The organism is Candidatus Flexicrinis affinis (assembly GCA_016716525.1).
Lineage (GTDB): Bacteria > Chloroflexota > Anaerolineae > Aggregatilineales > Phototrophicaceae > Flexicrinis > Flexicrinis affinis.
The window spans coordinates 1-25,388 of sequence record JADJWE010000002.1; the positions used below are offsets into that span (position 1 = coordinate 1).

Sequence of the window (25,388 nt, forward strand, 5' to 3'; positions counted from 1 at the left end):
GGCATTCACCGCCTCTGGCTGATCACCACCAACGATAACCTCGACGCGCTGCGTTTCTATCAGAAGCGCGGGTGGCATCTGGTCGCGGTACACCGCGACGCGCTCAACGAGTCGCGCCGGCTGAAGCCGCAGATCCCGATTATCGGGATGGATGGCATCCCGCTGCGCGACGAAATCGAACTGGAAATGACGCTGTAGCAGTCGCCCTGACGGCGGTTCGTGCGTTCTGTTACAATGGCCGATTGACCGACACACGATCTCCGGCACTCGCCGAGCCTAGTTCGTAGACTGCCGACCACAACCACTATGCCTAGAAAACCCCTGCTTGCCCTTGTCGGACGTCCCAACGTCGGCAAATCGACGCTGTTCAACCGTCTCGCCGGCGAACGTCTGGCGGTGACAAATCCGATTCCCGGTACCACGCGCGACCGCCTGCACGGCGAGACCTTCTGGAACGGCGTGCAGTTCCGTATCGTCGATACGGGCGGTATCGAGGTGTATCAGCCGAAAGGCACGCGTGACGAAAACCCGCTCTCGGAAGGCAGCGCGGAATTCGTGCCGTTGATCCGCGATCAGGCCCTAATCGCCATCGAGCAGGCCGACATCATTGTTCTGGTGGTCGACATCCGCCACGGGATCACAGCGGCCGACGAGGAAATCGCCGAAATCCTTCGGCGCAGCAGCAAGCCCATCGTGATCGCGGCCAACAAGGCCGACGACCTCGGTATCAACGACGACGCGGTCGAGTTCTACTCGCTCGGGCTAGGCGAAGTCGTGCCTTGCAGCGCCGTTCATGGCGTCGGCGTTGGCGACCTGCTCGACGCGGTGGTCGAGGCGCTCGGCCCCGGCGATTGGCAAGACACCGAGGCGGCCGACGAAGATCATCTCAAGATCGCGGTGGTTGGCCGTCCCAACGCCGGCAAGTCGACACTGATCAATAAGCTCATCGGCGAAGAACGCGTGATCGTCAGCCCGGTCGCCGGTACGACCCGCGACGCCATCGATACCGATATCACGTGGCACGGTCAGCGCGTCACGCTCATCGACACGGCCGGGATTCGCCGCCGCGGCAGGATCGAGCGCGGAGTCGAGCAGTTCAGCGTTATCCGCGCCATGAACGCCATCGAGCGCGCCGATGTCGCCCTGTTGGTCATCGACGCCGAACTTGGCGTCACCGAGCAGGACGAGCACATCGCCGGCTACGTGATCGAGGAATACAAGTCGCTCGTCCTCGTCGTCAACAAGTGGGACACGCTCGAAAAGGACTCGAACACACTGGTCGAGTTCACCAAGACGGTGCGGGAACGCCTGCATTTCGTCCCGTACGCGCCGCTTGTGTTCATCAGCGCGCTCACCGGGCAGCGAATTCACCAAGTGTTGGAGACCGCCAACCGGGTATTCGAGGCGCGGCACTTCCGCATCCCGACCAGCGAGCTTAATCGCATCATGCGCGACGCCGTTCGCCGGCATCCGCCCCCGCTTCGCGGGACGCGCCGCTTACGCCTGTACTTTGGTTCTCAGGTGCGAACTGCGCCGCCGGTCATCCTCTTTCACGTCAACGACCGGCGACTGATCCACTTCACCTATAAGCGATTCCTCGAGAACCGTATCCGCGAGGCGCATCCCTTTGAAGGCACGCCGATTCGCATGAGCTTCCGGTCATCCACCAGCACGACCAAAAAGGACGGCGTGCAGGTGACCACGGCACGCGACGACGGCATCGCGGATGACTTGGACGATGCGATCGAGGACGTGCAGGACGTCGAATACCTCGACTTCGACGCCGGCGCCCGCGACGACAACGTCGACGCAGACGGCTACTACGTGGACGAGGGCGACGATTGAGCGAGCGCATTCGCATCGTCCGCATCATCTCGCGCCTCAACATTGGAGGTCCGGCGATCCATGTGTCGCTGCTCACCGCGTTGATGAACGACGAGACGTTCGAGAGTACGCTGGTTGTCGGCTCGATCGGCGATGAAGAAGGCGACATGTCGTATTACGCCGCGCAGCACGGCGTAACACCTCTGATGGTCGAGGCGCTTGGGCGCGAGCTGCACCCGCTGCGCGACATTCGCACGCTGTGGGAACTCACGCAGCTTCTGCGCAAACTGAAGCCGGATGTCGTCCACACCCACACCGCCAAGGCCGGATTTGTCGGCCGGTGGGCGGCCCGATTCGCCGGCGTACCCGTGATCGTCCACACCTTCCACGGCCATGTGTTCGAGGGCTACTTCGGCTCGCTGAAGACGCGTTTCTTCCTCTCCCTCGAACAAGCGACGGCGCGCATCACCGACGTCGTGCTGACGCTCACACAGAGCCTGCGTCGCGATCTTGCCGAGAAGTTCCGCATCGCACGCGCCGAGCGCATCACCGTGCTTCCGCTAGGGCTTGACCTCGCGCCGATTGCCGCCGTGCCTCGCAAGACCGGAACATTTCGCGCACAGATCGGCGTTCCTGCCGGGGTGCCGTTGGTGGGGATCGCCGGGCGCATGGTGCCGATCAAGAATCACGCGCTGTTTCTCGACGCCGCCGCACAGATTCACGCGCGGCGCCCCGACGTGCGGTTCGTCATTATCGGCGACGGCGAGCTGCGCGCGGATCTTGAGCAGAAGATCGATTCGCTCGGACTGCGCGAGGTCGTGACGGTCACGGGTTGGATCAACGACATGGCCAACGCCTATGCCGACCTCGATGTCTTCGCGCTCAGCAGCATCAGCGAAGGCACGCCGGTGACGGTCATCGAGGCCCTCGCAGCCGGATGCCCGGTCGTGGCGACCCATGTCGGCGGAGTTCCGGACCTGCTCGAAGGCGGCCGGCTGGGAAAGCTCGTCTCAAGCGGGAACCCGCATGCGCTGGCCGAATCCATCCTCGAAACGCTCGACAATCCGCCTGATCCCGAGCCGGGACGTCGGGCGGTTCTGTCGCAGTACGCCATTGACCGGCTGGTGAGCGATCTGTCCGCGCTCTACCGCGCCCAATTGGCGAAGAAGCGGACTACTCGCTAGTAGCGCTCGAATTCAACCCACCAGTCAACGCCTTCATTTAGTCCCGCAGCGTTACCTAGCTCCCGACATAGGCTCATGTGGGAGTTTGCGTCAAGGTTGACGTAAACCGCCCATCCTTCGTCTAGGTGAAACCAGTACTTTCCTTCAACATATCTAGCAACGTTAGTGGTTAGGTTTGCAAGACGTTCAAAGTTGCCGCGCTTGTCCCATGCCAGTCTAGCCATGAATCGCGTTACGTCGCGCCATGAACTCACGTCAATGCTTTCACTGTTTACCAACAGTGCAGTTGGAGACGTGTACTTGAAAGACTCGGTCTCTGTTGACGCGATGGTGTCGACAAACGATGGCCAGAGTCCAAGGATTTTCTCGATAAGCCATTCCGCACGCGCTCTAATGGCATCTTCGCTCCACTGATTACCATGTGACCCAAAATACACTTGGTTCAGCCGTAGCGCATTCTGCCGAAGCTTCTGCAGCTTGTCTGTGAAACCGGAGTTGGACAAGGAACTATTCCAACTCTGGTTCACAAGCGTCAAATTCCCCAGAGTATGGACGTAGGCGGCCTGAATTCTCTCTGCATCCGGTCCCAGAGCCTCACGCCATGCCGTCGAAAGCGTCTGGGGCATAATGTGTTCTATCGTTGCGTTTCCCTCAAGTACAGTGTATCCACCTGTTCCTTCTGATAGTCTCCGATTCACTTCCTCAAGGAGGAATCGAATACGGTCACGACTGCTAAGACTGTAAAGACGCCGTGTCATTATCGTCTCTCTGAGTCGAGTGTCAGGTATGTAGCGTCGGCGTGCGAGTAGCTTGCGTAGGTTCTCCGTGAGTTCATCGAGGTCAATCTCCCGAATCAACGCCGGGAACATTCGGTTTGCATAAGTGGTTTCACCCACCAAAGCACGCCTTACCAAGTAATTCTCGAGGACGTCCAGTCCTCCGAGCAGATCGGATTCCGATATCTGGTTGCTTTGATACGCGTCAAACAAGTAGAGCAGGACTGGATACGCCGTTGAACTTTCGAATAGGTTGAGACGCTCAAGAGCCCGTCTTAGCGCAGGATTGGGTTCCCTTTCTGGACGCAAGAGTCGGTCATAGATTTCGGCAAACGCGCGAAGCGTCGAAAGCTCACCAACAAAGTCGTCAATGTGTTTGAACTCGCGCTCCATGCGCTCACGAAACCGTTGGTAAATCGCGTCCTCATTGAACAACTGGCCCGTTCTCATCGCCAAGTAGTGGCGAAGAAATGCTGTCATTTCCCCGATGCGTGCTACTGTTCTTTCGTCGTCTAGGAGATTATCGATAAATGACCAATGTTGGTCGAACATCCGTTCCTGATCATTCAGGGGAAGCCGCATTGCAATGTAGTTCCGAACGAGATCTGTCTGAGTTAGCGCCTTGCCCTTTGCGTTTAGGCTCTCAAAGATTTCGTATGGACGCTCGTTCTGCTTAATTTCGATGAAGACGACATACAATCCAGCGGTAATCACGTTATACATCCGCTCAAGATCGAACTGATCACCGATTGCCTGAATACGTTTCTGTAGCTCGTCGCGAATAGTAGCAACGGCATCATCAATCAGAGACTCTGTTTCACCAGTCGGCAAACCGTCAATTACGGCCTGGTAAACACGCCGATCATCCCGTTTCAGAGTAGGAAGTAGCTTGTAGCGGAAACTGCTCTCCTGTCGCCTGTTAACAAGGAGCGACTCAATCTCGTGGCTTAGGTCCGGTTCAAAATCCATAGTTAGATCGAGGAAGGCACGGAGCAGCAACGAGATTGTCGTCAGGCGCTGCTGACCGTCAACAAGTTTGTAGGTCTGTATCATCCGATACGTACCCTCATTAACCACAACAAGTGCGCCCATAAAGTGTTCATGTATGGTGCCGTCACGACTTGCCGCGTACACATCAAACACGTCATTCAGCAGTGCTTGCCAGTTCTGCTCATCCCAAGCATATGGGCGCTGGAAGTGTGGCATGGCATAGTGGATGTTGCCGCCATTCAGAAACACATGCCCAATGTTTCGCGTGTAGACTTCCATGTATACTCCTATTCGATCCACACATAGTTTATTGCATGTTGTTACCGCCGTCAAAGTAGCATGACTCGACCTTACTGCATGTGCTGTGCCCGGGACGATAATCCACAGTCGTCAGACCTGTCGGCACTTTACCGCGCCCAATTGGCGAAGAAGAAGTCCCGCACGTGAGATTTGCGTTTCGCCCGCTGACTCGCGCATTCGTGGCGGAGAGCCTGACATGGCGGTACGAACCGCCTTATGACGTGTACAACGCGTATGTGTCGGCGGCCCGCGAGGCGGAGGTCATCGCCACGTACTTTTCAGGCGAGAGTGCCTTCCGCCAAATCGAGATGTACGGCGTGCCGATCGCAATCGCAAGCTTTGGCCTCGACGGACAGGTCGACGGGGGTGACTACCACGACGAGGCACTGGACATCGGTCTCGGAGTCGCGCCCGGCATGACCGGCAAGGGTCTCGGAACCGGCATCGTGCGATCGGTTGTCGGCTTCGCTGAGCGCACCTTCTCGCCGCCGGCGCTGCGCGTGACGATCGCGGCATTCAACCTGCGGGCTCAGCGCGTCTGGGAGAAGAACGGGTTTCGGCCAGCGAGCCGTTTCACGGCCACTGGATCGGGAATGAAGTTCATCGTCTATACACGCGTCGCGAGGTAAGCGATCATGCCGACTCTCTTCCAATACGCACCCGAAATCGTCACGACATTCCCGAACGTGGTCGGCGGAGTCATCTATGTGCCGGCGGTCTCGAATGGTCCGACGCCGTCCGACCTGCTCGACCAGTACCTCGAAGAGCAGCGTGCCGTCATTGCGCGCATCGGAGACACGCCGCTCAGCGAAGTCCCGGCGCTTTCGGCTTGGCGCGGCGCTTTCCGAACGTTCGGCGTCGATCCGACCGGCTATCGCAGCGCGGCCGAGTCGCTGCTGCGACGGCTGACCAAGAAGGGCGACCTCCCGTCGATCAACACGCTTGTCGACATCGGCAACCTCGTCAGCATCCGTTACGCACTGCCGGTCGCCGTGTTCGACATGCGTGGCGTTTCGGGCGGGACGCGCGTTGCATTCGCGAGTGGCAGCGAGTCGTTCATGCCGCTTGAAGCACAGCAGGTGGAACACCCCTCCCCCGGCGAGGTCGTGTTCGTCGACGACGCCGGCACGGCCTCGGCCCGGCGCTGGTGCTGGCGGCAGAGCGCGGCCAGCGCCGCACGCGCCGACACGACGCGCATTCTGATTACCGTCGAGGCGCATCACGATGCGGGACGCGCCGATGTCGACGCGGCCCTCCACGATCTGAATTCGCTGCTGGATCGGTACGCGCCGGGAAATCGCAAGACCGCAGTGGTCGACGCGTCGTCGCCCGTGTTCAGCGCAGTGGACTAGCGACAATGCTGGCCCGCACTCGGCGCACAGCAGGCGGCAGTTCCATCTCTGCCCTTACGTTGGCAGCGCGGCGATCTCCGCGTTATACCACGCGACCGTCTCGCGGAGGCCGTCGTCAAAGCTGGTCGAGGCAGAGAAGCCGAACGCTTCTCGAGCGCGCGTGACATCGACGTTGCGGCGCGGCTGACCGTTCGGCTTGGTCGTGTCCCACACGATCTCGCCGTCAAAGCCGACAAACGCCTGTATCTTCTCCGCCAGCGCACGAATGCTGATCTCAACGCCGCTGCCGATGTTGACTGGCTCGGGCGAGTCGTAGTGTGCGGCCGCAAGCGCAATCCCGCGTGCCGCGTCCTTGACGTACACGAACTCGCGGGTCGGCGTGCCATCGCCCCACAGCGTGACCGTTGGACGGCCTTCGCGCTTGGCCTCGCTCATCTTACGGATCAGCGCAGGGATCACATGCGATGTCTCGAGGTCGAAGTTGTCACCCGGGCCGTAAAGGTTCGTCGGCATCACGTGAATCGCGCTGAAGCCGAATTCCTGCCGGTACGTCTGGCTCTGAATCAGGAGCGCGCGCTTGGCAATTCCGTACGGTGCGTTGGTCTCTTCCGGGTAACCGTTCCACAGATCGTCCTCATGGAAGGGTGTCGGCGTGATCTTGGGATAGGCGCAAATCGTGCCGATCCCGACGTAGCGCGGAATGCCGTGTCGATAGGCCAGATCGAGCGTCAGCGTGCCCATCATCAGGTTGTCGTAGAAGAACGTGGCCGGGTGGCTGCGGTTCGCCCCGATGCCGCCGACCGTCGCGGCCAAGTGGATGACCATCGTCGCGTTGGGGTTGTCGCTGTAGAGGCGCTCGACGGCCTCCGGCGTGCGCAGATCGTAGTCCTTGCTGCGCGGCACGATAACATCCGCTACCCCGCGCCGGCGCAGTTCCTCCACCAAGTGCGTTCCCAGAAAGCCGGAACCGCCGGTAACGATGACCGTCTGGCTGGACCAGTCGAATGCAGCATTTGTCATGACGAGGCACTCCCTACCGACAACTTTCGACGTCATTGTAGCCGATCACGCCGGCGCGGCCCGGTAACAATAGCGGTACGATTCGGTGAATCCGGCTCGGCTGTACAGTCGCACGGCGGTCTCGTTCTCTGCGCTGACGTGCAGAAACAGCGCACGCACTCGCGACTGAGATGCTTGACCGATCAGCGCGCTCAGGACTGATGTCCCCAACCCTTGCCTGCGCAGCGCCGGATCGGTCGCCATGTTGTACACGGCGGCAGCGTGGCGGCTGCGCGATAAAGTTCCGACCGCGGCGATCCGGCCGTTCACCTCGACTGACGCGTAGATGCGCTGGCCGACCGTCGAGCGCATCATCGCAGCGAACGTCTCGCGCTGAGCCGACCACCTTGGTTGGAACGTCAGGTAGGATTCCAGCCATGTATCGGTCATCTCCGATTCGATCGCAACATCGTGGCGTGGCCGCTCGTCAGGAGCGTCGCCGCCTCTTAGCATGACGATCGAGTTCTCGTAAGCCTCGTACCCTTCGGCGGCGAGGCGGGCGTCCAATCCGGGCGGATGGATGCCGTTCGTGATCCGGTACACGGCGCGCAGGCCGCGTTCGCGGTACGCACTGACGCAGTAGTCCAACTTGCGTTCGAGATCGTACGTCGAGTGATACAACGGGTAGACGGCGTTCGAGCGGTTGGTCACGCCGCCGCTGAACCGCAGCAGCCATCCATCGTACGGGACCGTCTCTAACGCCGGCCACGTCAGACAGGTATACTCCTCGTATTCGCTTATCGACATGATCCCTGCACCCGCGCGTGAACGAACCCAGTCCTCATCCGGCACATTCTACAGCACACCCCGGCACACTGCCCCGGTGGATTGCGCTGACGGCCGGCATCGCGTGTGCGGCAGCGTCGCTCGTGATCGTGCTAACGGCAGGGCTGCCCGACCTCGCCAAGACCGATCCGCTGTACGTGCTGGACGACGGCCGGATCGTCGCGCCGGTGATCGGCGCGCTCGCCCCGCCGCTGCGCCTGCACAATCTGGACGGTGCCGTCGTCGACCTTGCCGAGTATTCCGATCAGGTCGTCGTGCTGAACTCGTGGGCGACGTGGTGCGTGCCGTGCGAAGTCGAGATGCCGGCCTTGCAGGCGCTGGCAGAACGCTACGCCGGCCGGGTCACCGTGCTGGGTGTCAACGCCGGCGAGCAGCGCAGCGCGGTCACCGCCTGGCGCGACCGCTTCGGCCTGACGTTCGAGCTGGTGCTCGACCCGGACGGCACGGCGTCACGCGATTACCGCTTGCGCGGCCAGCCGACGACGTTTATCGTTGCGCCGGGCGGCCGTATCGAGGCAATCTACTTCGGGCCGGTCGACCTTGCCGAACTCGAACGAATAGTGAGCCGTCTCGTCGCAATGGCGGATTGATGAGGACCCAATCTGTGAGCTGGCGTTTACGCACGAATCTTTGGCTGCTGGGTATCACGAAACACTGGTTGCGCGCCGCAATCGCCTTTTGGCTGATCTGGGCCACGCTGCCGTGGCTCGCGCCCGTGCTGATGAAGCTCGGCGCAACCGGGCCGGCCTCGGCCATTTATCAGATGTATCAGCCGATGTGCCATCGGTTTGCGTTCCGGTCGTTCTTCCTGTTTGGCGATCAAGCCGCGTACCCGTTGGCCGGCGCCAACTCCGGCTATGTCCCGTTTGAGGACATGGCGGGTGTCAGCCCGCTGCCCGGGATCATGCGCGCCGGTCTGCTGCCGACGCCGCCGTTTGGCATACGCGCACTGCCGGAACTCGACGGCATTTGGCTCAACGGCGCGTACGCCGCCATCGACATTCCTGACGACGTGACACCATTCGACACCGAGAGCGCGGCGAACTTCGCCCGCTTGCAGTTGGCCTCGTCGTCGTTCATCGGAAATGAGCAGTTCGGCTACAAGACCGCGGTGTGCGAACGCGATCTGTCGATCTATGCCGGCCTCGGCGCCGCCGCGCTGATCTTCGCCATTCCGCGCGTCCGCCGTAAGATTCGTCCGCTGCCGATCTGGATGTATATTGTCATCGGCCTTGTGCCCATCGGGCTGGATGGCTTCAGCCAGATGTTCGGCTACGCGCCATTTTCGTTCTGGCCCGCGCGTGAGACGCTCCCGGCGTTCCGGGTCGTCACCGGGTTCGTGTTCGGACTGGCCACCGGCTGGCTCGGCTATCCCAACATCGACCTCTCGATGCAGGAGACGCGCGAGGCCATCGAGATGAAACTCGCCAAGCGCATCAGTCCAACGGACTAACGGACAAATAAAACGGGCGCCGATCTCTCGGCGCCCGTTTCGATTTCTGTGCATTCCGGCGTGCTATTCGCTACCGCTGCTCTGCGTCGGCGTGATGCCACCGATAGGAGTCTTTGTCGGTGTGGCAGTAGCCGGCAGCGCGTTGGCGTGTTCGTCGGCAGTGATGTGCGCGTCGGCGTACGCGTAGCCGTCGGCGTGCGCGGCGACGGGGTCAACGTCGGCGCAGGCGTGTTAGTCGGCCGGCGCGTGTTGGTGATGGTCGGCGTCGGCAGCAGGATCTGGATGCTGCCGGTCGGGACCGTCCCCGGACCACCTGTGCCGCTGCCCGGTTCGTCGCAGCCGATGAAGTACTGAGTCTCATCGAAGTGATGCGACGCGACATCGAACTGCGTCAAGCTGCCGCCGAAACCGTCGAAGTCGAGCCAGATGCTGTTGTCACCCGGCCGCAAGACGCCATTGGTCAACCATGTGCCTTCTGACGCGTCGTTGCTCCGCGTTGCAATCGTCAACGGCCGATCAACCCGTGTGTTGCCGGTCTGATCCTGCGGCGCGCCAGTCGACTGCCACACCATGACGCCGTCCTGATGATCTACGCTGAAGCCCCCCACGTCGACGCGCGTCAGATAGTAATCGCCATCGGTAGCGTCAACTCGAGGATGATCGGCGTCAGGCCAAACCAGATTGAACCCGAGCACGTAGATCGGCAGAACGCTGTTGTTGCGCACGACGAAGTTGACGGTGCCGTCGAAGCTGCTGAACCCGCCAAACGTCGGCTGAGCGACGTCGAGAGCGTCCGCGCAGTTTGGCTCGGGCGTGGGCGACGGCCCCGGCGACGGGGAAACCGTCGGCGACGGGGTCGGCAGGTTGCTGATGTCGAGCAGGATGATACACGGCGACCCTTCGGGGTTCGAGAACTCGAACTCGGCGCCGAAGTCGGTCAAGGCAAAGTCGGACGCGAGGTTCGACGGGCCGTTCTGGAAGGTCGCGCTCCAGTTCGCGCTCCCCTGTCCCGAGACAAAGCGGAACGAGTTCGGCCGACCGCCCAACCCGTCGTAGAAGGTCGGGTCGGTTCGAGTGTCAACCAGACTCTGCATTGTGCTTGCGGGCGCGTTGCCCAGCCAATGCACCTCGTTGTTCAGCGCAAACGCGCGCGCGAACATATTGGGCCACGTGCCCTTCGGGTTCCACGTCAGGCGAATACGCTGCAGCTCCGTTGGCTGCAAGTTGCTGTTCTGCACCGTCATGAACAGGTTCGAGCCGATGAACGGGCTGTCCGACCAGATCACGCGGATGCTTGCGCAGCTAAACGCTGGCGGTGTCGACGTTGCTGTCGCGGTCGGTGATGCCGTAGCAGTGAGCGTATTCGTAGGTGTGAGCGTGTCTGTCGGTGTCAGGCTCGGCATTGCGGTCGGATCGTCGTCGCGGCCGGGCGGGATGCTGCGCTGGAACGCGCCGACAGCCTTCGGAGCACGGAACGACTCATTCACCGATGAACGCCGCGATTCGAGCGCTAGATACTGCGACAGATTGAGCGGCGTGATGAGCGGATGGTTGAGCTTGACGAACACCGTTACGCGATCGCCCGGGCCGCCAACGTCGAACCAGCGATGGCCGACATTATCCAACGACCCGGGGTCGATAGCTCCCGTGAGACCATCGGGCTGCGGGCTTTCACGCAGCATACAGAAAGGAAGCGGATAGCTGTACGGGTTCGCGCCGAGCGGCGTGGTGAACAACCCGACATCGGACTGATTACGCAGCGTCGCAAAGCGCGTGTCCACCCCACCGTCGAGCGGAGGCCGCGTGCTGCACATCTCGATCGAGAACCACCCCGGTCCATCGTAGTCGACGGCCCCAGAATACGGACGCATCCAGTAGCGCTTGAAGTAGTCGAAGGCCTCGTTGGGCTCAATGTCGCCCCAGTTAAAGTTGTTGGCATCCTGGAAGATCGACAGCGTACCCGCAACCTCACGCACCTCGTGCATGACCGTAAACACACGCAGGATGTCGCGCCGGAGCTGCTGATGATCTTCGTTGTCCGGGTCGCAGTTCATGCCATCGTACACCGTGGCGAAGAAGCCCTCGGTGCCGTTGTAATACTGAACGCTCGTCGCCGCGTCAGTCACCTTCGTGCCACGCTCGTCGCCCTCAACGCAGGGCACGACGGCATTCTGCACCGTGAGATCCTGTGCCGCACCAACAGGGATGGTGACGTCGAAGATGTTGTAGTCGATGCGGCCGACACTGGCCGCACGGGCACCGGCACGCGCCGCGCTCTGCAGCACCACCCACGTCTGGAAGATACGCGCAAACTCGATGATACCGAAGACGAACAGCAGCAGGATCGGCAGCGTGAGCGCGAACTCCGCGAGGGCTTGGCCGGGCCGGGCCGGCGATCCGGACGGCTGTGATGGCTTGCGTCTGAAGAATCTCATGGTCATCTCCTTCTCGCACGCTGCCGCTGGCTACGGTGCGAGGCGCGTAAACATACGCGATGCAATGTCATCGAACACCAACTGCAGGCGCCCCTGATCCGGTGCGTTGTAGTAATTGCCGCAGTCCTGGCGCGGCGGAAGCGGACGCACCATCGTGCCGTTGCCACCGTCTCGGGTCGAGTAGCCGTTGCCCATGCGTGCCGCGGCGTCGCCGGACGTGTAAGACGGCGATCCCGGCGGCAGCTCTTCTTCGCAGGGACCACGGTCGCCGAATCGATCCGGCGGCGCGAGAACGCCATCCAGCGTACGGTCCTGCTTCAAGTCCTGCTGATAGTCGGTGTCGATCTGGAAGTTGTCGCCCACGTCCGCGATGTACCGCAGCAGTTCTTCCCCGAGGAAGTCCGCGACGTTGTATTCCGCCGAGTGCGGGACATACGCGGGATTGGCCGGGTCTTCCGTCGGGTCGATCGTACCGATCGAGTTCACACGACGGAAGTTGAGGCCGAACCCGATCGTAAAGATCGTCGGAAGCTGCTCGTCACCGGCGCCCGTGCGCGAGAGGCTGACGTAGTCGGCCCAGTCGCGTGCGTAGTCGTCGACATCGTAGAACGGGTCACAGGTCGCTGCAGTCTCACTATAGTAGTTGCCGACATCGACATCGTAGACACGTCCCAGTATCAGGTTGTCATCGAAGTCGATCGCGCAGTCGTAGTCCTGATCGTAGCTGCCGGGGGCAAATCCGTATGCGTACGTGCTGGCCCCGGTGCAGTTCTTGCCGACGTTGTTCTCGTCGCCAAACGGCGGTTCACAGAAGTGGCGCGTATGCGGCTGTTCGTCCGAACAGAACGGGAACTCGATGATTGCACGAGTGCGGGTGAGCTGCGATGGGTTGCCATCAAAACCGAGCGGGCACAGGCCAAACGCGCCGTACTCGCCCGCCCGTCCAACGCAGCAGCCCCGATACGCCTGCGTAGTCTTGCCACGGAAGGCTGTTCCCGGCCCAGTCGTAGTACGGGTTTGTCTCAAGCGCCTTGCGGCCGTTGAGCCGCACCGGGTCGCTTGCGCCGGCCGCGCCATCAGAGAGCATGATCATGACCCACACCGTTCCGGTACGACGGGTGGTTTGCGGGTCAAGCAGCGCGTTGTTGCCTTCGCGCAGGCCCGCTCCAATGTTCGTGCCGCGGCACGATGCCCACAACTCGTAGCTCTTCTGCTCGGTATCGACCCAGCTCGGGTTCATGATCCGAGTGAGACCGGGGCGGGACAAACCGAAGTACTGCGGGATAGAGATGTTCCAGTCCCAGAGCGAGTACAGGCTGAGGAAGCCCGAGAGAGCGCCGTTCTGCATCGGGCAGTAGTCGCGTACAGGGTATTCGTTGATCGCGAAATCGCTTCCGTCGGCAGCGTATCCACCCGTATCGCGCTCGTGATAGAAGTCGACCAGCAGGGATCGCCGTTGGTCTTGCCGCCCCTTGGCGAATGCCTCCCAACCGCCGCCGTTTTCCTTCCACGCATAGAAGTTCGGTTCGGCGCGTACACCGACGAACTGGTCAAGCGTGCGGACTGCACGACACTTGGACGCCAACATGTGAGTCCACGTCGTTTGGCCAGCGCCGTCTGGCTCCGGATCGCGCGGGCACACGTCGGAGTTGCCGGCCGCGATCCGTCCGTTGGCGCCGTCCGGATCGATCAAGAAGGCGCCGCGATCGAACGTAACAAATGCCACGCGGTCGCCGCGCTCGAAATCGACTGTGTCGAGGAATGCGCGAGTTGCGTCGCGTGCTTCCTTGAATGGCTGGCAGATCAGGTCGTTAAACTTGAAGTCGCCGCGCGTCGAGTCGACGGTATCTCCGGGAAGGTTGCTCAACGTGTAATCGCTGGCGACTTGGCCGCCCGCCGTAGGATCGTTGCAGCATCCGTAGAAATCAAACGTCGGGACAAATCCGTTCCAGAATATCGTCTGTGTCACGTCCGCAGTTTGCGCCGCCGGATTGCCTTCCCAGTAAGTGGCGAAGCCGGGGATTTCGCGGATGTGCTGCGGGATACGGATGTTCACCGAGTACGGCCAGAAACGCACCCGACATGCTTCGCGGGGATGGGTTTGGGTGCCGTAACCGGGGTATTCGAACGACGTCACGCGGTAGTTCGCGTTGACCAATCCCGGGTCGTCGTTGGGCACCGTGCCGCCGCCTGCATCTACGTAGTCGAGTCGTTGATTGACAGTGTGAGGGTAGACTCGTGGGTAAGAGTTCACTGCTCCGAGCAGTTCCTCACCCCAATATTGGAACAGATCTTCGTAGAGCAAATCGCCGGCATCCGTATCCTCAAATCGGCCTGCCGCACGCTCGCGTAAAAAGACCGAGCTGCCGCCGTAGCCGGTACCGATCGCGGGCGGCACATACACCTGCCCCAGCCCGATCTTGGCCCAGTCTTCGTACGTGGTGTCAAGCAGCATCGACTCGGAGACGTCCAGTACCAGCACGATGTCTAGCACCGCCGTCTCTGACGTTGACACCGCCGACAGCTCGATCGCCTGCACCCCGAGCAGGCTTAGGAACACCGTGTTCGACTGAATGCTCGCGCCCACCCGCACGAGCTTGCGGAAGCGGTTTTGTTCACTGCACAGGAATGGATCGGTCTCGTTGGTCGAGGCGCACGTCTCAACGAGCACGTCGTCGGTACGAATGCCGTGTAGTTCGAGCATCATGCGCGCAGCGAGGCCTACCTCCGCGAAACTGCGGTCGGAGCGCATTTGGCCGGCGGCCGAGATCGCGGCGCTGTCCACCGCGCGCGAGAGCGTGTTGTAACGGGCCAGCAGCAGCGACACGTCCGTTACGATGCCGACAAAACCGACCAAGCCAATGAAGCCCAGCGCCAAGACGATAATCGCTTGACCGGAGCTCTGTGGCTGCCTGATCGGCCTCAGGAGATTTCGAAGTCTCTTACCCATAATCAACGGCCTCTCGTCTCCGTCTTACGGTTTGAACGCCAGACGCGGTTCTGCGGAGGGCACCGGGAACGCCGCCCACGCGTAGATCACGTCTGCTGTCGATGTTGGATCGTCGCCGCCCATCACTTGATACACTGGCGACCACTGGGCAGAAAGCAGCGGGAAGTTCTCGAGCAGCAGCGAGTGCTCCCAATAGACTTCGACAATCACCAGACCGAGGCTCGGGAAATACGACTTGCGCTCTTGCTCGTCGGTGCTGCCGGGCGGAATGAAAGTCGGCAGGTTGAGCAGGTCTTGCACGCGGTCGAGCGTGAACTGGGAACCCCAACAGTCAATCCGCGCGCGGTTCACGTCCTCGATCTGGCGCTGGCCGGTCCACGACCAGCCGACCGCACGCTCGGTACCGGAGTCCAACCAACCCACATAATCCGAGATCGTGTCGTTCCAAACCGCAATTTCGTAGTTGATACGCAAGTCAGGACCGCCAAACGGATCCGTCCAGTACTCCCAATCGACGCTACCGTTCTCGATCCAGTCGAAGGGGTCGCGTTCGCCCCACTCGACACATTCGTTGGCGTTGGACGGCCATCGGCCCACCACGACTACCTGATTTCCGTTGGCGTAGGGGGTAGTACTACCGTGATCATCGGGGTCGATGTCGTCGGATGGGTTCGAACCGACTTTGACGTACTGCACCGAAAACGCCGAAATGACGACATCATCCTTGCTGTTGCCAAGCCGCAGCCGAAGCGGGTCCATCGAGTCGACCACCGCACAGGCGATGGTGTTGAAGAACCCGAACTCGCCGGGCAGGATGTTGTCGCAGGTCTGCGTCCCGCCGACCATACCGCGGTAGATGATGCGCGGGTCGTCGTCGTAGCCGGCGTCGCCGGGGTTCAACGTGAAGCCAAACGCCGCCGTGGGCGGCAAGCTCGATGCGTTCGGCCATTCCTGCGGCGAGAACTCGCCCGCAAGGAACGGTCCGCGCCGTGCGCCAACCTTGGCAGCCTCGACCAGATTGAGATAGTTCTGGGCGAACCAGCCAATCTCAATCAAACCGATGAACATGATGAGCAAGATGGGCGTAATGAACACCATCTCGACGAGGCTCTGACCCTTGCGGCGATCAGGCGGTTGGGCGGCGGGGGTGCCATCCAGAATTTCAACGATTCGTTTCAGTAATACACGCATAGCGAAGTCCCGGGGTCGCTCTGCCTTCTACGCTGAACAATACCACACAGGCGCATCAAGTCTTGTGCGGAAATTGATAGTGTTTTGTGCAAAGCTGTTGATGTTGGCTATTCGTTAAACAATTCGCCTACGCTGCGCCCTTCGTGGGCACGCATCATGACCTCGGCGAGCAGTGGCCCGACCGACAGCACGGTCATGTTGGGCAGTCGTTTGGCAACGGGCTGGTCAATCGTATCCGTTAAGATGATTTCCTTGACGCCGAGGCTGGACAGGCGGTCGTAGGTCAATTTCGTCATGAACCCATGGGTGAACGCCAGATACACGTCGCGCGCGCCGTACTCGCGGCAGATGTTCACCGCGTTTACGATGCTGCCGCCGGTGTTCACCTCGTCGTCGACAAGCAGCACGTTGCGTCCCTCGACCGAGCCGATGATCGACATGACTTCCGGACGCTCGGCGTTGTCCACGCGCCGCTTCTCCACCAGAGCGACCGGCGCACTGAGCGCCTCGCCCCAGTTGCGTGCCGGCTTGGCATAGCCGAGGTCCGCCGACACGACAGTCAAATCCGGGATGCGCTTGTCGCGCACGTAGTCGCTGAGGAGATAGAAAGCTCGGATGGCGTCGCCGGGTATGTTGAAGAACCCTTGAATCTGCCCGGCGTGCAGGTCGACGGTGATATAACGGTCGGCCCCGGCCGTCTCGATCATGTTTGCGACAAGCCGCGCTGTGATGGGAACGCGGGGCTGATCCTTCTTGTCCGACCGGCCATAGGTCAGGTAAGGAATCACGACGTTGATGCGGCCGGCGCTGTCGCGCATGACGGCATCGATCATGATGAGCAGTTCCATGAAATTATCGTGCACGGGTGAGCTCATCGACTGAACGATATACACGTCCTGTCCCCTGACGCTCTCGTTCAGCCGGATGAAGATATTCTCGTTGGAGAACGTCTTGCGCTCGTACTTCCCCGCAGGCACGCCGACATGCGAGCAGATGGGCTCTTTTAAGTGCTGTGCAGACGATCCAAAGAACACCTTTAGGTCGCCGAACGGCGTGCGGTACTTGCTATCTCGGGTCATGTCACGGTCCGGATCGTATTTCGTGCCGGGTACTTTCACGACGCGCCTCCACGGTGCGGGTGATCAGGGCTGACTCTAGCGAACCGACCGAGTCATCGCAAGCGTGTCTATGGCCGCAGGGCGCCCACTATGCCGCCTTCTGCCACTAAGAAGCGGCGGTCTTCGTCGGTGGGAATCTCGAGATAGGTGACGAGCTGTTCGGCAAGCGCCTGAAACACCGGTGCAGCGGTCTGACTGGCGAAGATCGCCGTCTTGGGCCGGTCGAGCTTTACCAGAATGCTGACCTGCGGAGCGTCGGCCGGGAGGAACCCGACAAACGTCGCGATGGTTGCACCGGTCACGTATCCGACGGGCGACGGAATCTCCGCCGTGCCGGTTTTACCGGCGACCGTGTAGCCTTCGACCGAGGCACGCCCGTCCAGCCCGCGCTCGACGGCAGCGACCATCATGTTGGTGACCTGCCGGGCGACGTCTTCATTGATGACGCGGCGGATGAAGACCGGCTCGATGGTGGTAACCTCTTGCCCGCGAATGACTTGTTTGACGACTCGGGGTTGCATGAGTAGGCCGCCATTGGCGATTGCGTTGATGGCGTTCAACATTTGCAGCGGCGTCACGGACATGCCCTGCCCGAAGGCGTTGACCCCGAGGTCGGACTCCGACCACGTTTCGTCACCCGGAATGCGCAGGCGGCCAAGCTGTTCGCCTTCAAGGTCGACCCGTGTGCGCGATCCGAAGCCAAAGGCCGTCAAGTGGCTGTAGAAGGCATTGCGGCCAAGCGCTTCCACGGCAATCTTCGACGCCCCGATATTGAGCGATTCGACGATCACCGTTTCGGCGTCGACAATGCCGTATGCCTGTCCGTCCCAGTTTCGAATCTCCTCGCCGCCGACGCGGTAGACCCCCTCGTCGTTGTACACCCAGTCCGGCGTGATGACTCCCGCTTGCAGCGCGGCCGCCATGGTAATGACTTTCATCACAGAGCCCGGCTCGTAGATATCGCTGATCGCCGGATTGCGTAGGAGGCGCTCGTCGTTCAGCGGGATATTGTTCGGGTCGAGAGGAGGCCAGCTTGCCATTGCCAGAATGTCGCCGGTCATCGGGTCCATCACGATGATGTTGCCGCCGACCGCGCCGGACGTCTCGATGGCAGATGCGAGCGCCGACTCGACCAAGAACTGAATGTCACGGTCAATCGTCAGCACGAGGTCTTCGCCTTTTTCGGGGGCGTCATCGCTCGGCACGTCAAAGGGTATGACGCTGATTTCCGCCTGACGGGTCCGGCCCGCAAGCTCTCGTTCATAGTAACCTTCCGTCCCGTTGTAGCCGCGGAAGGTGTCGCCGTCCCCGGCGACGAACCCGATGAGCTGGCCGGCGAGGCTGCCTTGCGGGTAGTACCTTCTCGGGATCTGTTCGGCGACGATGGCACTTGAGTTGAGCGCAACAAGCTGCTGGTAAGTCTGCGGGTCGACATTGGTCGCCAACAACGCGTATGGAACGCGGCTTCGGACGATCTCATTGACTCGCAACGGATCTAGGTTCAAGATGGTCGACAACTGCTGTACCATGAAGTCCGGGTCGCTAACGATATTCGCACTGATTCCTACGCGATACTGCAACGCATTAACCGCCAGCCTCTGACCGGTGCGATCGTAGATGATGCCCCGTGACGAAGTCTGGCGCTGCGTGCTCGAGTAGTTCGCGTCACGGACGGCCTGCAAATACGCAGTCAGGCGGGGGTCCTGCGGGGCTTGGAACAGCACCATACGCGTAACCAGCGCGATACTGATGAAGATCAGGCCGGCCACAACGACCGGAAGGCGTCTACGCAGGGTCTCTTGCTGGAGCGATGCCGTCTCAGATTGGGCAGCCATCTAATCGTCCTCGCTAAATTGCTCGAACTGTTGAGTCAGGTTGCGCAGCTGCTGCTGCAACCAACCACCGAAAGACTCGTCATAGACAGGGAGCTGTTCCTCGACTTCTTGCAGTGGTGCGACAGTCTGTCCCCGATTTGGATTGTAACCGTTAACCACAATGAATATCTGGTCGTCTTGACCTGCGGCGACGAACCCCAGCTCGCCGGCGCGGCGGCGCAGCCGTTCGAGGCTCTGCAGTTCGGCGATCTCGACGCGCAGCTCTTCATTCACGCGCTCAAGGTCGTCGCGGCGCGTGAGCAGCTCGCGCATTTCACGCCCGCGTGCGGCCTCGCTCGCCACCTGTGACAAGTACAACCCGCCCATGATGAGCGCGAGAAACGCACCCAATACCGCGAGCGCCACGGCCTGTCGCTGTGGCCGCCATCCGGTTTGGCGCATGGCCTGTTCGAAGAAGTTGCGCGACGACTGCACGCGTTATGTCCTCTCGAATACTCTAAGTTTCGCGCTGCGGCTACGCGGATTGTGCTCGATCTCGTGCGCGCTTGCATCGATCGGCTTGCGGGTGAGCACGCGCCCCAACGCTGCCTTGGTCGGCATTGACTGCATCCCCGGCAGCGCCGCGATTTCTAGGCTGGCGTCGCGAAACGCATGTTTGACAATCCGGTCTTCGAGACTGTGGAAGCTGATGATGGCGAGCCGTCCGCCGGGTCGCAATAAGTGTATCGCAACCGGCAGCACATGCTCAACCGACGCTAGCTCGTCGTTGACCGCAATACGCAGTGCTTGAAACGTGCGCGTCGCCGGATGGATCGGGCTGGGCTTGCCGCGTAACGGAACCGCCTTCTTGACAGCCTCGGCCAATTGGCGCGTCGAGGTGAAGGGCCGCCCCGCAGCAATGGCGCGCGCTATCCGGCGTGCTTCACGCTCCTCGCCCCAGCGAAAGAGCGCGTCGGCGATATCGCGCTCGTCCCACGAGTTTACGATGTCCGCCGCCGTAATCCCGCCGCCGGCAGGATCGAAGCGCATATCGAGCGGGCCGTCCTTCATGAACGCAAATCCGCGTTCGGCAGTATCGACCTGCATCGATGATACGCCGAGGTCGAGCACGATCCCGTCCACCCCGTCGGACCAGCCGATCTCGTCTGCCGCCTGAGCGATTGCGGTGTAGCTGCGATGCTGCACAGTGACGCGCCCCGCGTCGATGAAACCGGAAAGGCGCTCGCGAGCAATCGCAAGCGCCTGTAAGTCAACGTCGAGGCCGAGGACATGCCCCACACCGCGTTCGACGAGTGCAAGGGTGTGTCCACCGGCGCCCAGCGTCCCGTCGATCACACGTTCAGGCATGAGTCGGTCCGCCGTTACGGCCGACACAACTTCATCGCGCAGAACCGAGATATGGGCGGACATACTGCGCCCTAGTACGCTTCCAGAGCCTTCGTGAGCTCCTCGCGCAGCGCCAAGTAGCTGCGCCAGCGCGCCTTGCTGATCTCGTGGCGGCGCACCGCTTCGATCACCGCACAGCCCGGCTCGTCCTGATGCACGCAGTCGTTGAAGCGGCACTGCCCGACATACGGCGCGATATCGCGGAAATACCCGTCAAGTTCCTCGGGTTCGACGTCATAGAGCGCGGCGTTGCGGATGCCCGGCGTGTCGGCGATGTATCCGCCCTGCTCAAGGCGCACCAGCACGCTGTCGCGCGTGGTGTGAACGCCTTCGTCGCGCCAGTTGCTGACCTCTTTCACCGCGCGCCCGAGATCGGGCTGAATGGCGTTCAGCAGGCTAGTCTTGCCAACACCCGACGCGCCGGTAAAGACCGATACTTTGCCGTGCAGCAAATCACGCACGCGCTCGATACCGAGGTGCTTTTCTGCACTGGTGTAGCATACGGTGTAGTTCATCTTCTCATACGGTAAGAAGCGAGCGATCACTTTGGCCTCGTCGGCCAAGTCCATCTTGTTGACGATCAGCACGACCTCCGGCAGCTCTGCATGATCGGCGATCGCCAGAAGGCGGTCGATCAATGGGAAGTCCGGCGCAGGCTTAACCGCCGAGGTCACAACAAATACAGCATCCGGATTGGCAATAATCACGTGCTGGCGTACCGGGTCGCCGGCGCCGCGGCTCCCCTCGGTGCGGACGGCCCGCCCTAGCACCGTGCGACGCGGTTCGACCTCGTAGATCGCCCCGATACGGCCGGTTTCGTCCGGCACGATGTCGAAGTGGACGCGGTCGCCAATGGCGGCGACATCGCTCGACTGCGCCGCTTCGAGAAGCCGGCCGCGCAGTCGGCACCGATATATATGGCCGTCTCCGGCCTCAACCCAATAAAATCCGCTAATCTCCTTGACGATCAAGCCCGACAATGCATCGTCACCCAAGCGCACCTCTCCTTCCATGTTCCTTTCAGACTGGCACCTTCATTATAGAGGGAAATCGCGCGTGTGTGCGAACACCAGTCGCTATTCGACCGGATAGGCGGCAAGGATGACGGGAACAGCGTCAAACGAAGGGATGTCCGAGCCCGGGGACGCGAGCATCGTCGATCCGCCGCCGTCGAGGTTGAGCGCATGGACGATCTGCAAATCGGACTCGCTGAGGAACGTCGCCATATCATTGAGGGTCATGCCGATCAGCGTGGTGGAGATCCACAGAATTCGCCCGGCATTGTCCTGCGCTACGACTGTACGCCGCGTTGCGCGGTCAGCGCTTCCGTTGCGGGTGTTAGCTACGCCATCGGTGATCAACATCGGAAACCCCTGCACAGCCGTGTCGAGCAGACCGCCCGCGTACGGATCGGTGATAAGCGACCGCACCCAAACCTGATCGCCGGCGGTGGCGAACATGCCTCCCCTGCCGACGTAGCTCTGACCGTAGGGTGTGCCGTCCGAGACGACTAGGCCGAGCGGATTGCTGGACGGGTCGAAGAAGTTGCCGTTGATGAACGCGACCGCGCCCGGGACCTGCGAGCGCCAGTCGCCGATCCACAGCGGGGTCGAGGGGCTGTAATGGGCGCGAAAGCGGACTCGTGCAGGGTCGAATCGGTGGATCACGACCGACGCAAACGGCCCGAGGTTGGGCGGCTGAACGAACCGTCGTTCCGCGCCGGGTGCGATCAAATCCCAACCGGGCTCAGGGGACCCCGCGTCCGGCGGGAGGGGGGCTTGCGTTGGCTCGACAGTCGGCAGCACGGGCGATGTCGCCGGCGGACTAATCAGGTTGCAGCCCACCAATAGCAGCGCCTTCAAGACTGCAAAGCCCGTCCGGAACGGCCGGCGCAGGCGTCGCACGCGTGATCGATTGTCTGATTTTGGGAGGGTCACCGACTTACGACTGCTCGTCCTGTTCTTCGTTCTCCGCGGCGCCGTCCACGTCGTCGGTGACGATCGGATAAGACACCATCAACATCTTCAGCGACGCCGTTTGGGTGCCGCGATCCTGATTGTCCTGACTGAGATCGTTGTATTCATTCAGGAGCCCCTTCAGGGCGTTGTGAAGCTTCTCGTACTGCTTTGGAGTCAGCTCGAAGCGGTAATTGTTGAGGGTCATGCGACGATGCCACGGAGCCTCTTCCGTCATATCGATCGTCGCGTCATGGATATTGGCGAGGATTTCCTGCTTGGTCGACGTGAAAACGCCGGTCAGCGTTAGCTCAAGGCCTTCGTCGAACTCGTCCGAGCCGGGCGCCAGCAAGTTCTTGGCGACGCGATAGACGCGCGCTGCGGCCTGATAGTGCTTTTCGATGATGCCCGAAACGATGCGCGTGTCGACCAGTACGATCAACCCGTGCTTCTCAAGCAGGTTGAAGTGGTAGTACAGCTTGGTCGCGGGTTTGTTGATCTTCTCGGCGATGCGCTTGACCGTGCTCGGGCGCATCAGGTATTCGAGGATGCTCAGTCGCAGGGGATCGGCCAGAACTTTCAGGGTTTCGAGGTCGGAGATGACCAGTTCGGGCGCGGGCGTAAAGGGTTTGGCTTGCGTGAGGTCGAGCATTGGCACTCTGTCTGCTGTTAAAAGTTCTTGAATGGAATGAATTATATCATACGCCGAATACTCGTTGGCGCGCCACCTGCATGGAGTCTGGGGACAGGTGGCGCGCACATGGGGAGGACCTAGATAGCGTGTCTAGGGCTTGCGTGCGGCGCGCTTTTCGCCGCGGTTCAGCTCCGGCTTGACCTGCGGATCGCCTTGCAGTTCGGCGTGCAGCTCGCGCATCTGGCGGCGAGCATCGCCTTCCCGGCGCAGGTCAGCGATCCGGTGTTGATTCTGAATCTGGATCGACAGGTTAAACATGGTGTAGTGTCCCTCAGATTGGTCGTTCGTTGGTTTAGACTATGAATGCGGACTGCGGGAGCGTCGCCTGCCTTAGGCGGCGCGGGTGGCCGATCGGGTGATAAGGCGCGCCAGCTTCACCAGCTTGACGAGGCGCTGCTTCTCTGCCCGGCGGATTGCTTCAGCGCGGACCAGTTCGATGTGACCGATGGGGTCTAGGAACATCTGAAGCCTCCAGTGGCATATCCCTACAATTTCAAGCATTCAACTTAGTTTGAACGCTTGAAATCAGTGTATGCGGTTTTGTGAAGGCTGTCAAGCACTTTCTTGAACATTCAACATTTTTCCAACACCCACAATATGGGGGCTTGTCCATGCGCTAAAGTTCCACTTGATCGTGCCTCAAAGGCAGTGCTATACTGTGGGGCAGCAGGGCGATTAGCTCAGTTGGTCAGAGCGTACGGTTCACATCCGTAAGGTCGGGGGTTCGAGCCCCTCATCGCCCACAACGCACAGAGCCTGTCGAGATGACAGGCTCTGTTGATTCTCCCCCACTTACGCTCTCGCTCCGAGGCGACGATCCCGACCGTCTCACTGCGCTCGGCGCGCTTTACCTCTCAGTCAATTCGCGTCATCTGCGGCTTGAAGCGCGCGGAGCAGCGGCACGTGCGGATGATTCTCCCACTGCGCCGCATCGTCCTGATGATGCTCGATCAGCCAAACGACACGTTCCGGTGCATGCGCGGTACGCGCCATTTCGGCGCCCCATGCCGGATGATGGCGCTTGACCGCAAATGCGCGCCACAGCCAATGCCGCGGGTCCTTGTCGACCAGCTCGTCATACAGCCCGGGCGCGGCACGGCCCACGAGCACAGGCAGGGTCTTTTGCCAGATTCGCACCGGATGACGCGACTTGCCGACATCATGCAGCAGCGCCGCCACGGCGAGGTCGTCCAATGCCCGCGGATCGCCGTCCTGCGGGAGATTGGCAAGAAGGGTCCGCAGGACGTTCAGCGCGTGCACCTGCTCGATATGCGACATATGGCGAAACAGCGCAAGCTGTGGAACGGTGAGATAGGCCGCCGCCTCGGAAAGGTCGGGGGTTACGCGCAGCGACAGCAGCGCGCGAACACCCTGTCGCATGCGTCCTGACGGCGTCATCCGATCAGTATGCCTCGCAAGAAGTAGACGGGTTGGCCGATGAACATACCCAGAATATCGATCGGAGTCATGAACCCCAATAGCAGTAGGATGATGAACGCAAACTGCGAGTTCTGAGCGTTGCGCTCCCACCAGATCGCCTCGCGCGCAGGCAGCAAGGCGAGCACGACAAACCAGCCATCCAATGGGAAGAACGGCATGAAGTTAAACACGAACAGCAGCAGGTTCCACAGCACGATCTGGTCGAGAATCGTTTGTAGATAGAACCCGATGCCGGGATACTGGACGTCAAATAGGGCGACGATAATGCGGAAGATGATTGCCGCAACGACCGCCACCATTAGATTCGAGATCGGGCCGGCGGCAACGGCGGCGAGATAGCCGTAGCGCGAATTGCGCATGCGGTGCGCGGCGATCGGCGCCGTGCCAAGGATGCCGAAGCCGATAATGACGAACATCAGGAAGCCCGGCCAGTAGATGTGGGCCATCGGGTTGAGTGTCAACTTGCCCAACCGGCGCGGGTTGGGATCGCCCATCAGATCGCCCACGTAATTGTGCGCGAATTCGTGAACCGTCATGCCGATCAATAGCGCGAGCAATAGCCCCACAACAAGCGTTACGATCACGTCGCCGGGCAAGCTGCTGATATTGCTCAGGAAGAAAAGCACGTGAGGTATCCCTGTTCAGAACGATCCGTGTTCA

Annotated in this window: 22 protein-coding genes, 1 tRNA gene and 1 pseudogene; 8 read left to right on the forward strand and 16 right to left on the reverse strand. The window is 61.0% G+C overall.

The genetic code is table 11. The features are described 5' to 3' along the window. The 3 genes from IPM16_09130 to IPM16_09140 form a co-directional block, all read left to right on the forward strand. On the forward strand, positions 1-198 hold a 198-nt coding region (locus IPM16_09130; GenBank protein ID MBK9123270.1), incomplete at its 5' end, for a GNAT family N-acetyltransferase. A gap of 108 nt (positions 199-306) precedes the next feature. After that, positions 307-1,845, forward strand: coding sequence for a ribosome biogenesis GTPase Der (der, locus tag IPM16_09135; GenBank protein MBK9123271.1), 1,539 nt, complete (start codon positions 307-309; stop codon positions 1,843-1,845). Next, positions 1,842-3,008: a glycosyltransferase family 4 protein gene (locus IPM16_09140; protein MBK9123272.1), complete on the forward strand. Its 1,167-nt coding sequence runs from the start codon at positions 1,842-1,844 to the stop codon at positions 3,006-3,008. Before der ends, IPM16_09140 begins: the two co-directional genes overlap by 4 nt. Here the strand turns inward: IPM16_09140 and IPM16_09145 are convergent. Then, entirely contained in the window at positions 3,005-5,053 is a 2,049-nt protein-coding gene (locus IPM16_09145) for a DUF262 domain-containing protein (GenBank protein MBK9123273.1), read from the reverse strand. The genes IPM16_09140 and IPM16_09145 overlap by 4 nt on opposite strands. 164 nt (positions 5,054-5,217) lie before the next feature. Between IPM16_09145 and IPM16_09150 the strand changes: the two genes are divergently transcribed. Together IPM16_09150 and IPM16_09155 are read left to right on the forward strand one after the other, a co-directional pair. Beyond that, entirely contained in the window at positions 5,218-5,703 is a 486-nt protein-coding gene (locus IPM16_09150; protein ID MBK9123274.1) for a GNAT family N-acetyltransferase, read from the forward strand. Between the two features lie 6 nt (positions 5,704-5,709). Continuing rightward, positions 5,710-6,426, forward strand: a complete 717-nt coding sequence (locus IPM16_09155; GenBank protein MBK9123275.1) for a hypothetical protein — start codon at positions 5,710-5,712, stop codon at positions 6,424-6,426. A 54-nt stretch (positions 6,427-6,480) separates the two neighbouring features. Here IPM16_09155 and IPM16_09160 read toward each other — a convergent pair whose 3' ends face one another. Both IPM16_09160 and IPM16_09165 read right to left on the reverse strand, forming a co-directional pair. Beyond that, positions 6,481-7,446, reverse strand: a complete 966-nt coding sequence (locus tag IPM16_09160) for a GDP-L-fucose synthase (GenBank protein MBK9123276.1) — start codon at positions 7,444-7,446, stop codon at positions 6,481-6,483. Positions 7,447-7,491: 45 nt separating this feature from the next. After that, entirely contained in the window at positions 7,492-8,232 is a 741-nt protein-coding gene (locus IPM16_09165) for a GNAT family N-acetyltransferase (GenBank protein MBK9123277.1), read from the reverse strand. A 17-nt stretch (positions 8,233-8,249) separates the two neighbouring features. On the opposite strand from IPM16_09165, the gene IPM16_09170 reads away from it, so the two are divergent. Further along, complete coding sequence (locus tag IPM16_09170) at positions 8,250-8,861, forward strand: TlpA family protein disulfide reductase (GenBank protein MBK9123278.1); 612 nt, start codon at positions 8,250-8,252, stop codon at positions 8,859-8,861. 14 nt (positions 8,862-8,875) lie between these two features. Continuing rightward, complete coding sequence (locus IPM16_09175; protein MBK9123279.1) at positions 8,876-9,724, forward strand: DUF2085 domain-containing protein; 849 nt, start codon at positions 8,876-8,878, stop codon at positions 9,722-9,724. 2,237 nt (positions 9,725-11,961) lie between these two features. Here the strand turns inward: IPM16_09175 and IPM16_09180 are convergent. The 11 genes and pseudogenes from IPM16_09180 to IPM16_09230 form a co-directional block, all read right to left on the reverse strand. Next, positions 11,962-12,159: pseudogene (locus IPM16_09180) on the reverse strand (pilus assembly protein). An 895-nt stretch (positions 12,160-13,054) separates the two neighbouring features. Further along, complete coding sequence (locus IPM16_09185) at positions 13,055-15,109, reverse strand: Tad domain-containing protein (protein ID MBK9123280.1); 2,055 nt, start codon at positions 15,107-15,109, stop codon at positions 13,055-13,057. Between the two features lie 24 nt (positions 15,110-15,133). Beyond that, a complete protein-coding gene (locus IPM16_09190; GenBank protein ID MBK9123281.1) occupies positions 15,134-16,300 on the reverse strand; it encodes a pilus assembly protein in 1,167 nt (388 codons plus the stop codon). 107 nt (positions 16,301-16,407) lie between these two features. Next, complete coding sequence (locus tag IPM16_09195) at positions 16,408-17,379, reverse strand: ribose-phosphate diphosphokinase (GenBank protein ID MBK9123282.1); 972 nt, start codon at positions 17,377-17,379, stop codon at positions 16,408-16,410. A gap of 107 nt (positions 17,380-17,486) precedes the next feature. Beyond that, the gene (locus IPM16_09200; protein MBK9123283.1) at positions 17,487-19,253 is read right to left on the reverse strand and encodes a penicillin-binding protein 2; all 1,767 of its coding nucleotides are present in this window, start codon (positions 19,251-19,253) and stop codon (positions 17,487-17,489) included. Continuing rightward, entirely contained in the window at positions 19,254-19,727 is a 474-nt protein-coding gene (locus tag IPM16_09205; protein MBK9123284.1) for a hypothetical protein, read from the reverse strand. A 3-nt stretch (positions 19,728-19,730) separates the two neighbouring features. Continuing rightward, positions 19,731-20,663, reverse strand: a complete 933-nt coding sequence (gene rsmH / locus IPM16_09210) for a 16S rRNA (cytosine(1402)-N(4))-methyltransferase RsmH (protein MBK9123285.1) — start codon at positions 20,661-20,663, stop codon at positions 19,731-19,733. An 8-nt stretch (positions 20,664-20,671) separates the two neighbouring features. Continuing rightward, the gene (rsgA, locus tag IPM16_09215; protein MBK9123286.1) at positions 20,672-21,634 is read right to left on the reverse strand and encodes a ribosome small subunit-dependent GTPase A; all 963 of its coding nucleotides are present in this window, start codon (positions 21,632-21,634) and stop codon (positions 20,672-20,674) included. An 81-nt stretch (positions 21,635-21,715) separates the two neighbouring features. Beyond that, positions 21,716-22,543 (reverse strand): phosphodiester glycosidase family protein, encoded by an 828-nt coding sequence (locus IPM16_09220; GenBank protein ID MBK9123287.1) that lies wholly within the window; start codon positions 22,541-22,543, stop codon positions 21,716-21,718. 37 nt (positions 22,544-22,580) lie between these two features. Continuing rightward, positions 22,581-23,246, reverse strand: coding sequence for a helix-turn-helix transcriptional regulator (locus IPM16_09225; GenBank protein MBK9123288.1), 666 nt, complete (start codon positions 23,244-23,246; stop codon positions 22,581-22,583). A gap of 132 nt (positions 23,247-23,378) precedes the next feature. Further along, on the reverse strand, positions 23,379-23,546 hold the full coding sequence (locus tag IPM16_09230) for a hypothetical protein (GenBank protein MBK9123289.1): 168 nt from the start codon (positions 23,544-23,546) through the stop codon (positions 23,379-23,381). 411 nt (positions 23,547-23,957) lie between these two features. Between IPM16_09230 and IPM16_09235 the strand changes: the two genes are divergently transcribed. Continuing rightward, positions 23,958-24,031 (forward strand) — tRNA-Val (locus IPM16_09235). A 115-nt stretch (positions 24,032-24,146) separates the two neighbouring features. Here the strand turns inward: IPM16_09235 and IPM16_09240 are convergent. Both IPM16_09240 and IPM16_09245 read right to left on the reverse strand, forming a co-directional pair. Next, positions 24,147-24,668: an HD domain-containing protein gene (locus IPM16_09240; GenBank protein ID MBK9123290.1), complete on the reverse strand. Its 522-nt coding sequence runs from the start codon at positions 24,666-24,668 to the stop codon at positions 24,147-24,149. A 14-nt stretch (positions 24,669-24,682) separates the two neighbouring features. Beyond that, positions 24,683-25,354: a site-2 protease family protein gene (locus tag IPM16_09245; protein ID MBK9123291.1), complete on the reverse strand. Its 672-nt coding sequence runs from the start codon at positions 25,352-25,354 to the stop codon at positions 24,683-24,685. Between the last annotated feature and the right edge of the window lie 34 nt (positions 25,355-25,388).

Coding starts and splice junctions, on each gene's coding strand:
- der (MBK9123271.1), top strand. CDS start 307: ATGCCTAGAAAACCCCTGCTTGCCCTTGTCGGACGTCCCAACGTCGGC.
- IPM16_09145 (MBK9123273.1), bottom strand. CDS start 5,053: ATGGAAGTCTACACGCGAAACATTGGGCATGTGTTTCTGAATGGCGGC.
- IPM16_09155 (MBK9123275.1), top strand. CDS start 5,710: ATGCCGACTCTCTTCCAATACGCACCCGAAATCGTCACGACATTCCCG.
- IPM16_09160 (MBK9123276.1), bottom strand. CDS start 7,446: ATGACAAATGCTGCATTCGACTGGTCCAGCCAGACGGTCATCGTTACC.
- IPM16_09165 (MBK9123277.1), bottom strand. CDS start 8,232: ATGTCGATAAGCGAATACGAGGAGTATACCTGTCTGACGTGGCCGGCG.
- IPM16_09185 (MBK9123280.1), bottom strand. CDS start 15,109: ATGGGTAAGAGACTTCGAAATCTCCTGAGGCCGATCAGGCAGCCACAG.
- IPM16_09190 (MBK9123281.1), bottom strand. CDS start 16,300: ATGCGTGTATTACTGAAACGAATCGTTGAAATTCTGGATGGCACCCCC.
- IPM16_09195 (MBK9123282.1), bottom strand. CDS start 17,379: ATGACCCGAGATAGCAAGTACCGCACGCCGTTCGGCGACCTAAAGGTG.
- IPM16_09200 (MBK9123283.1), bottom strand. CDS start 19,253: ATGGCTGCCCAATCTGAGACGGCATCGCTCCAGCAAGAGACCCTGCGT.
- rsmH (MBK9123285.1), bottom strand. CDS start 20,663: ATGTCCGCCCATATCTCGGTTCTGCGCGATGAAGTTGTGTCGGCCGTA.
- IPM16_09225 (MBK9123288.1), bottom strand. CDS start 23,246: ATGCTCGACCTCACGCAAGCCAAACCCTTTACGCCCGCGCCCGAACTG.
- IPM16_09230 (MBK9123289.1), bottom strand. CDS start 23,546: ATGTTTAACCTGTCGATCCAGATTCAGAATCAACACCGGATCGCTGAC.
- IPM16_09240 (MBK9123290.1), bottom strand. CDS start 24,668: ATGCGACAGGGTGTTCGCGCGCTGCTGTCGCTGCGCGTAACCCCCGAC.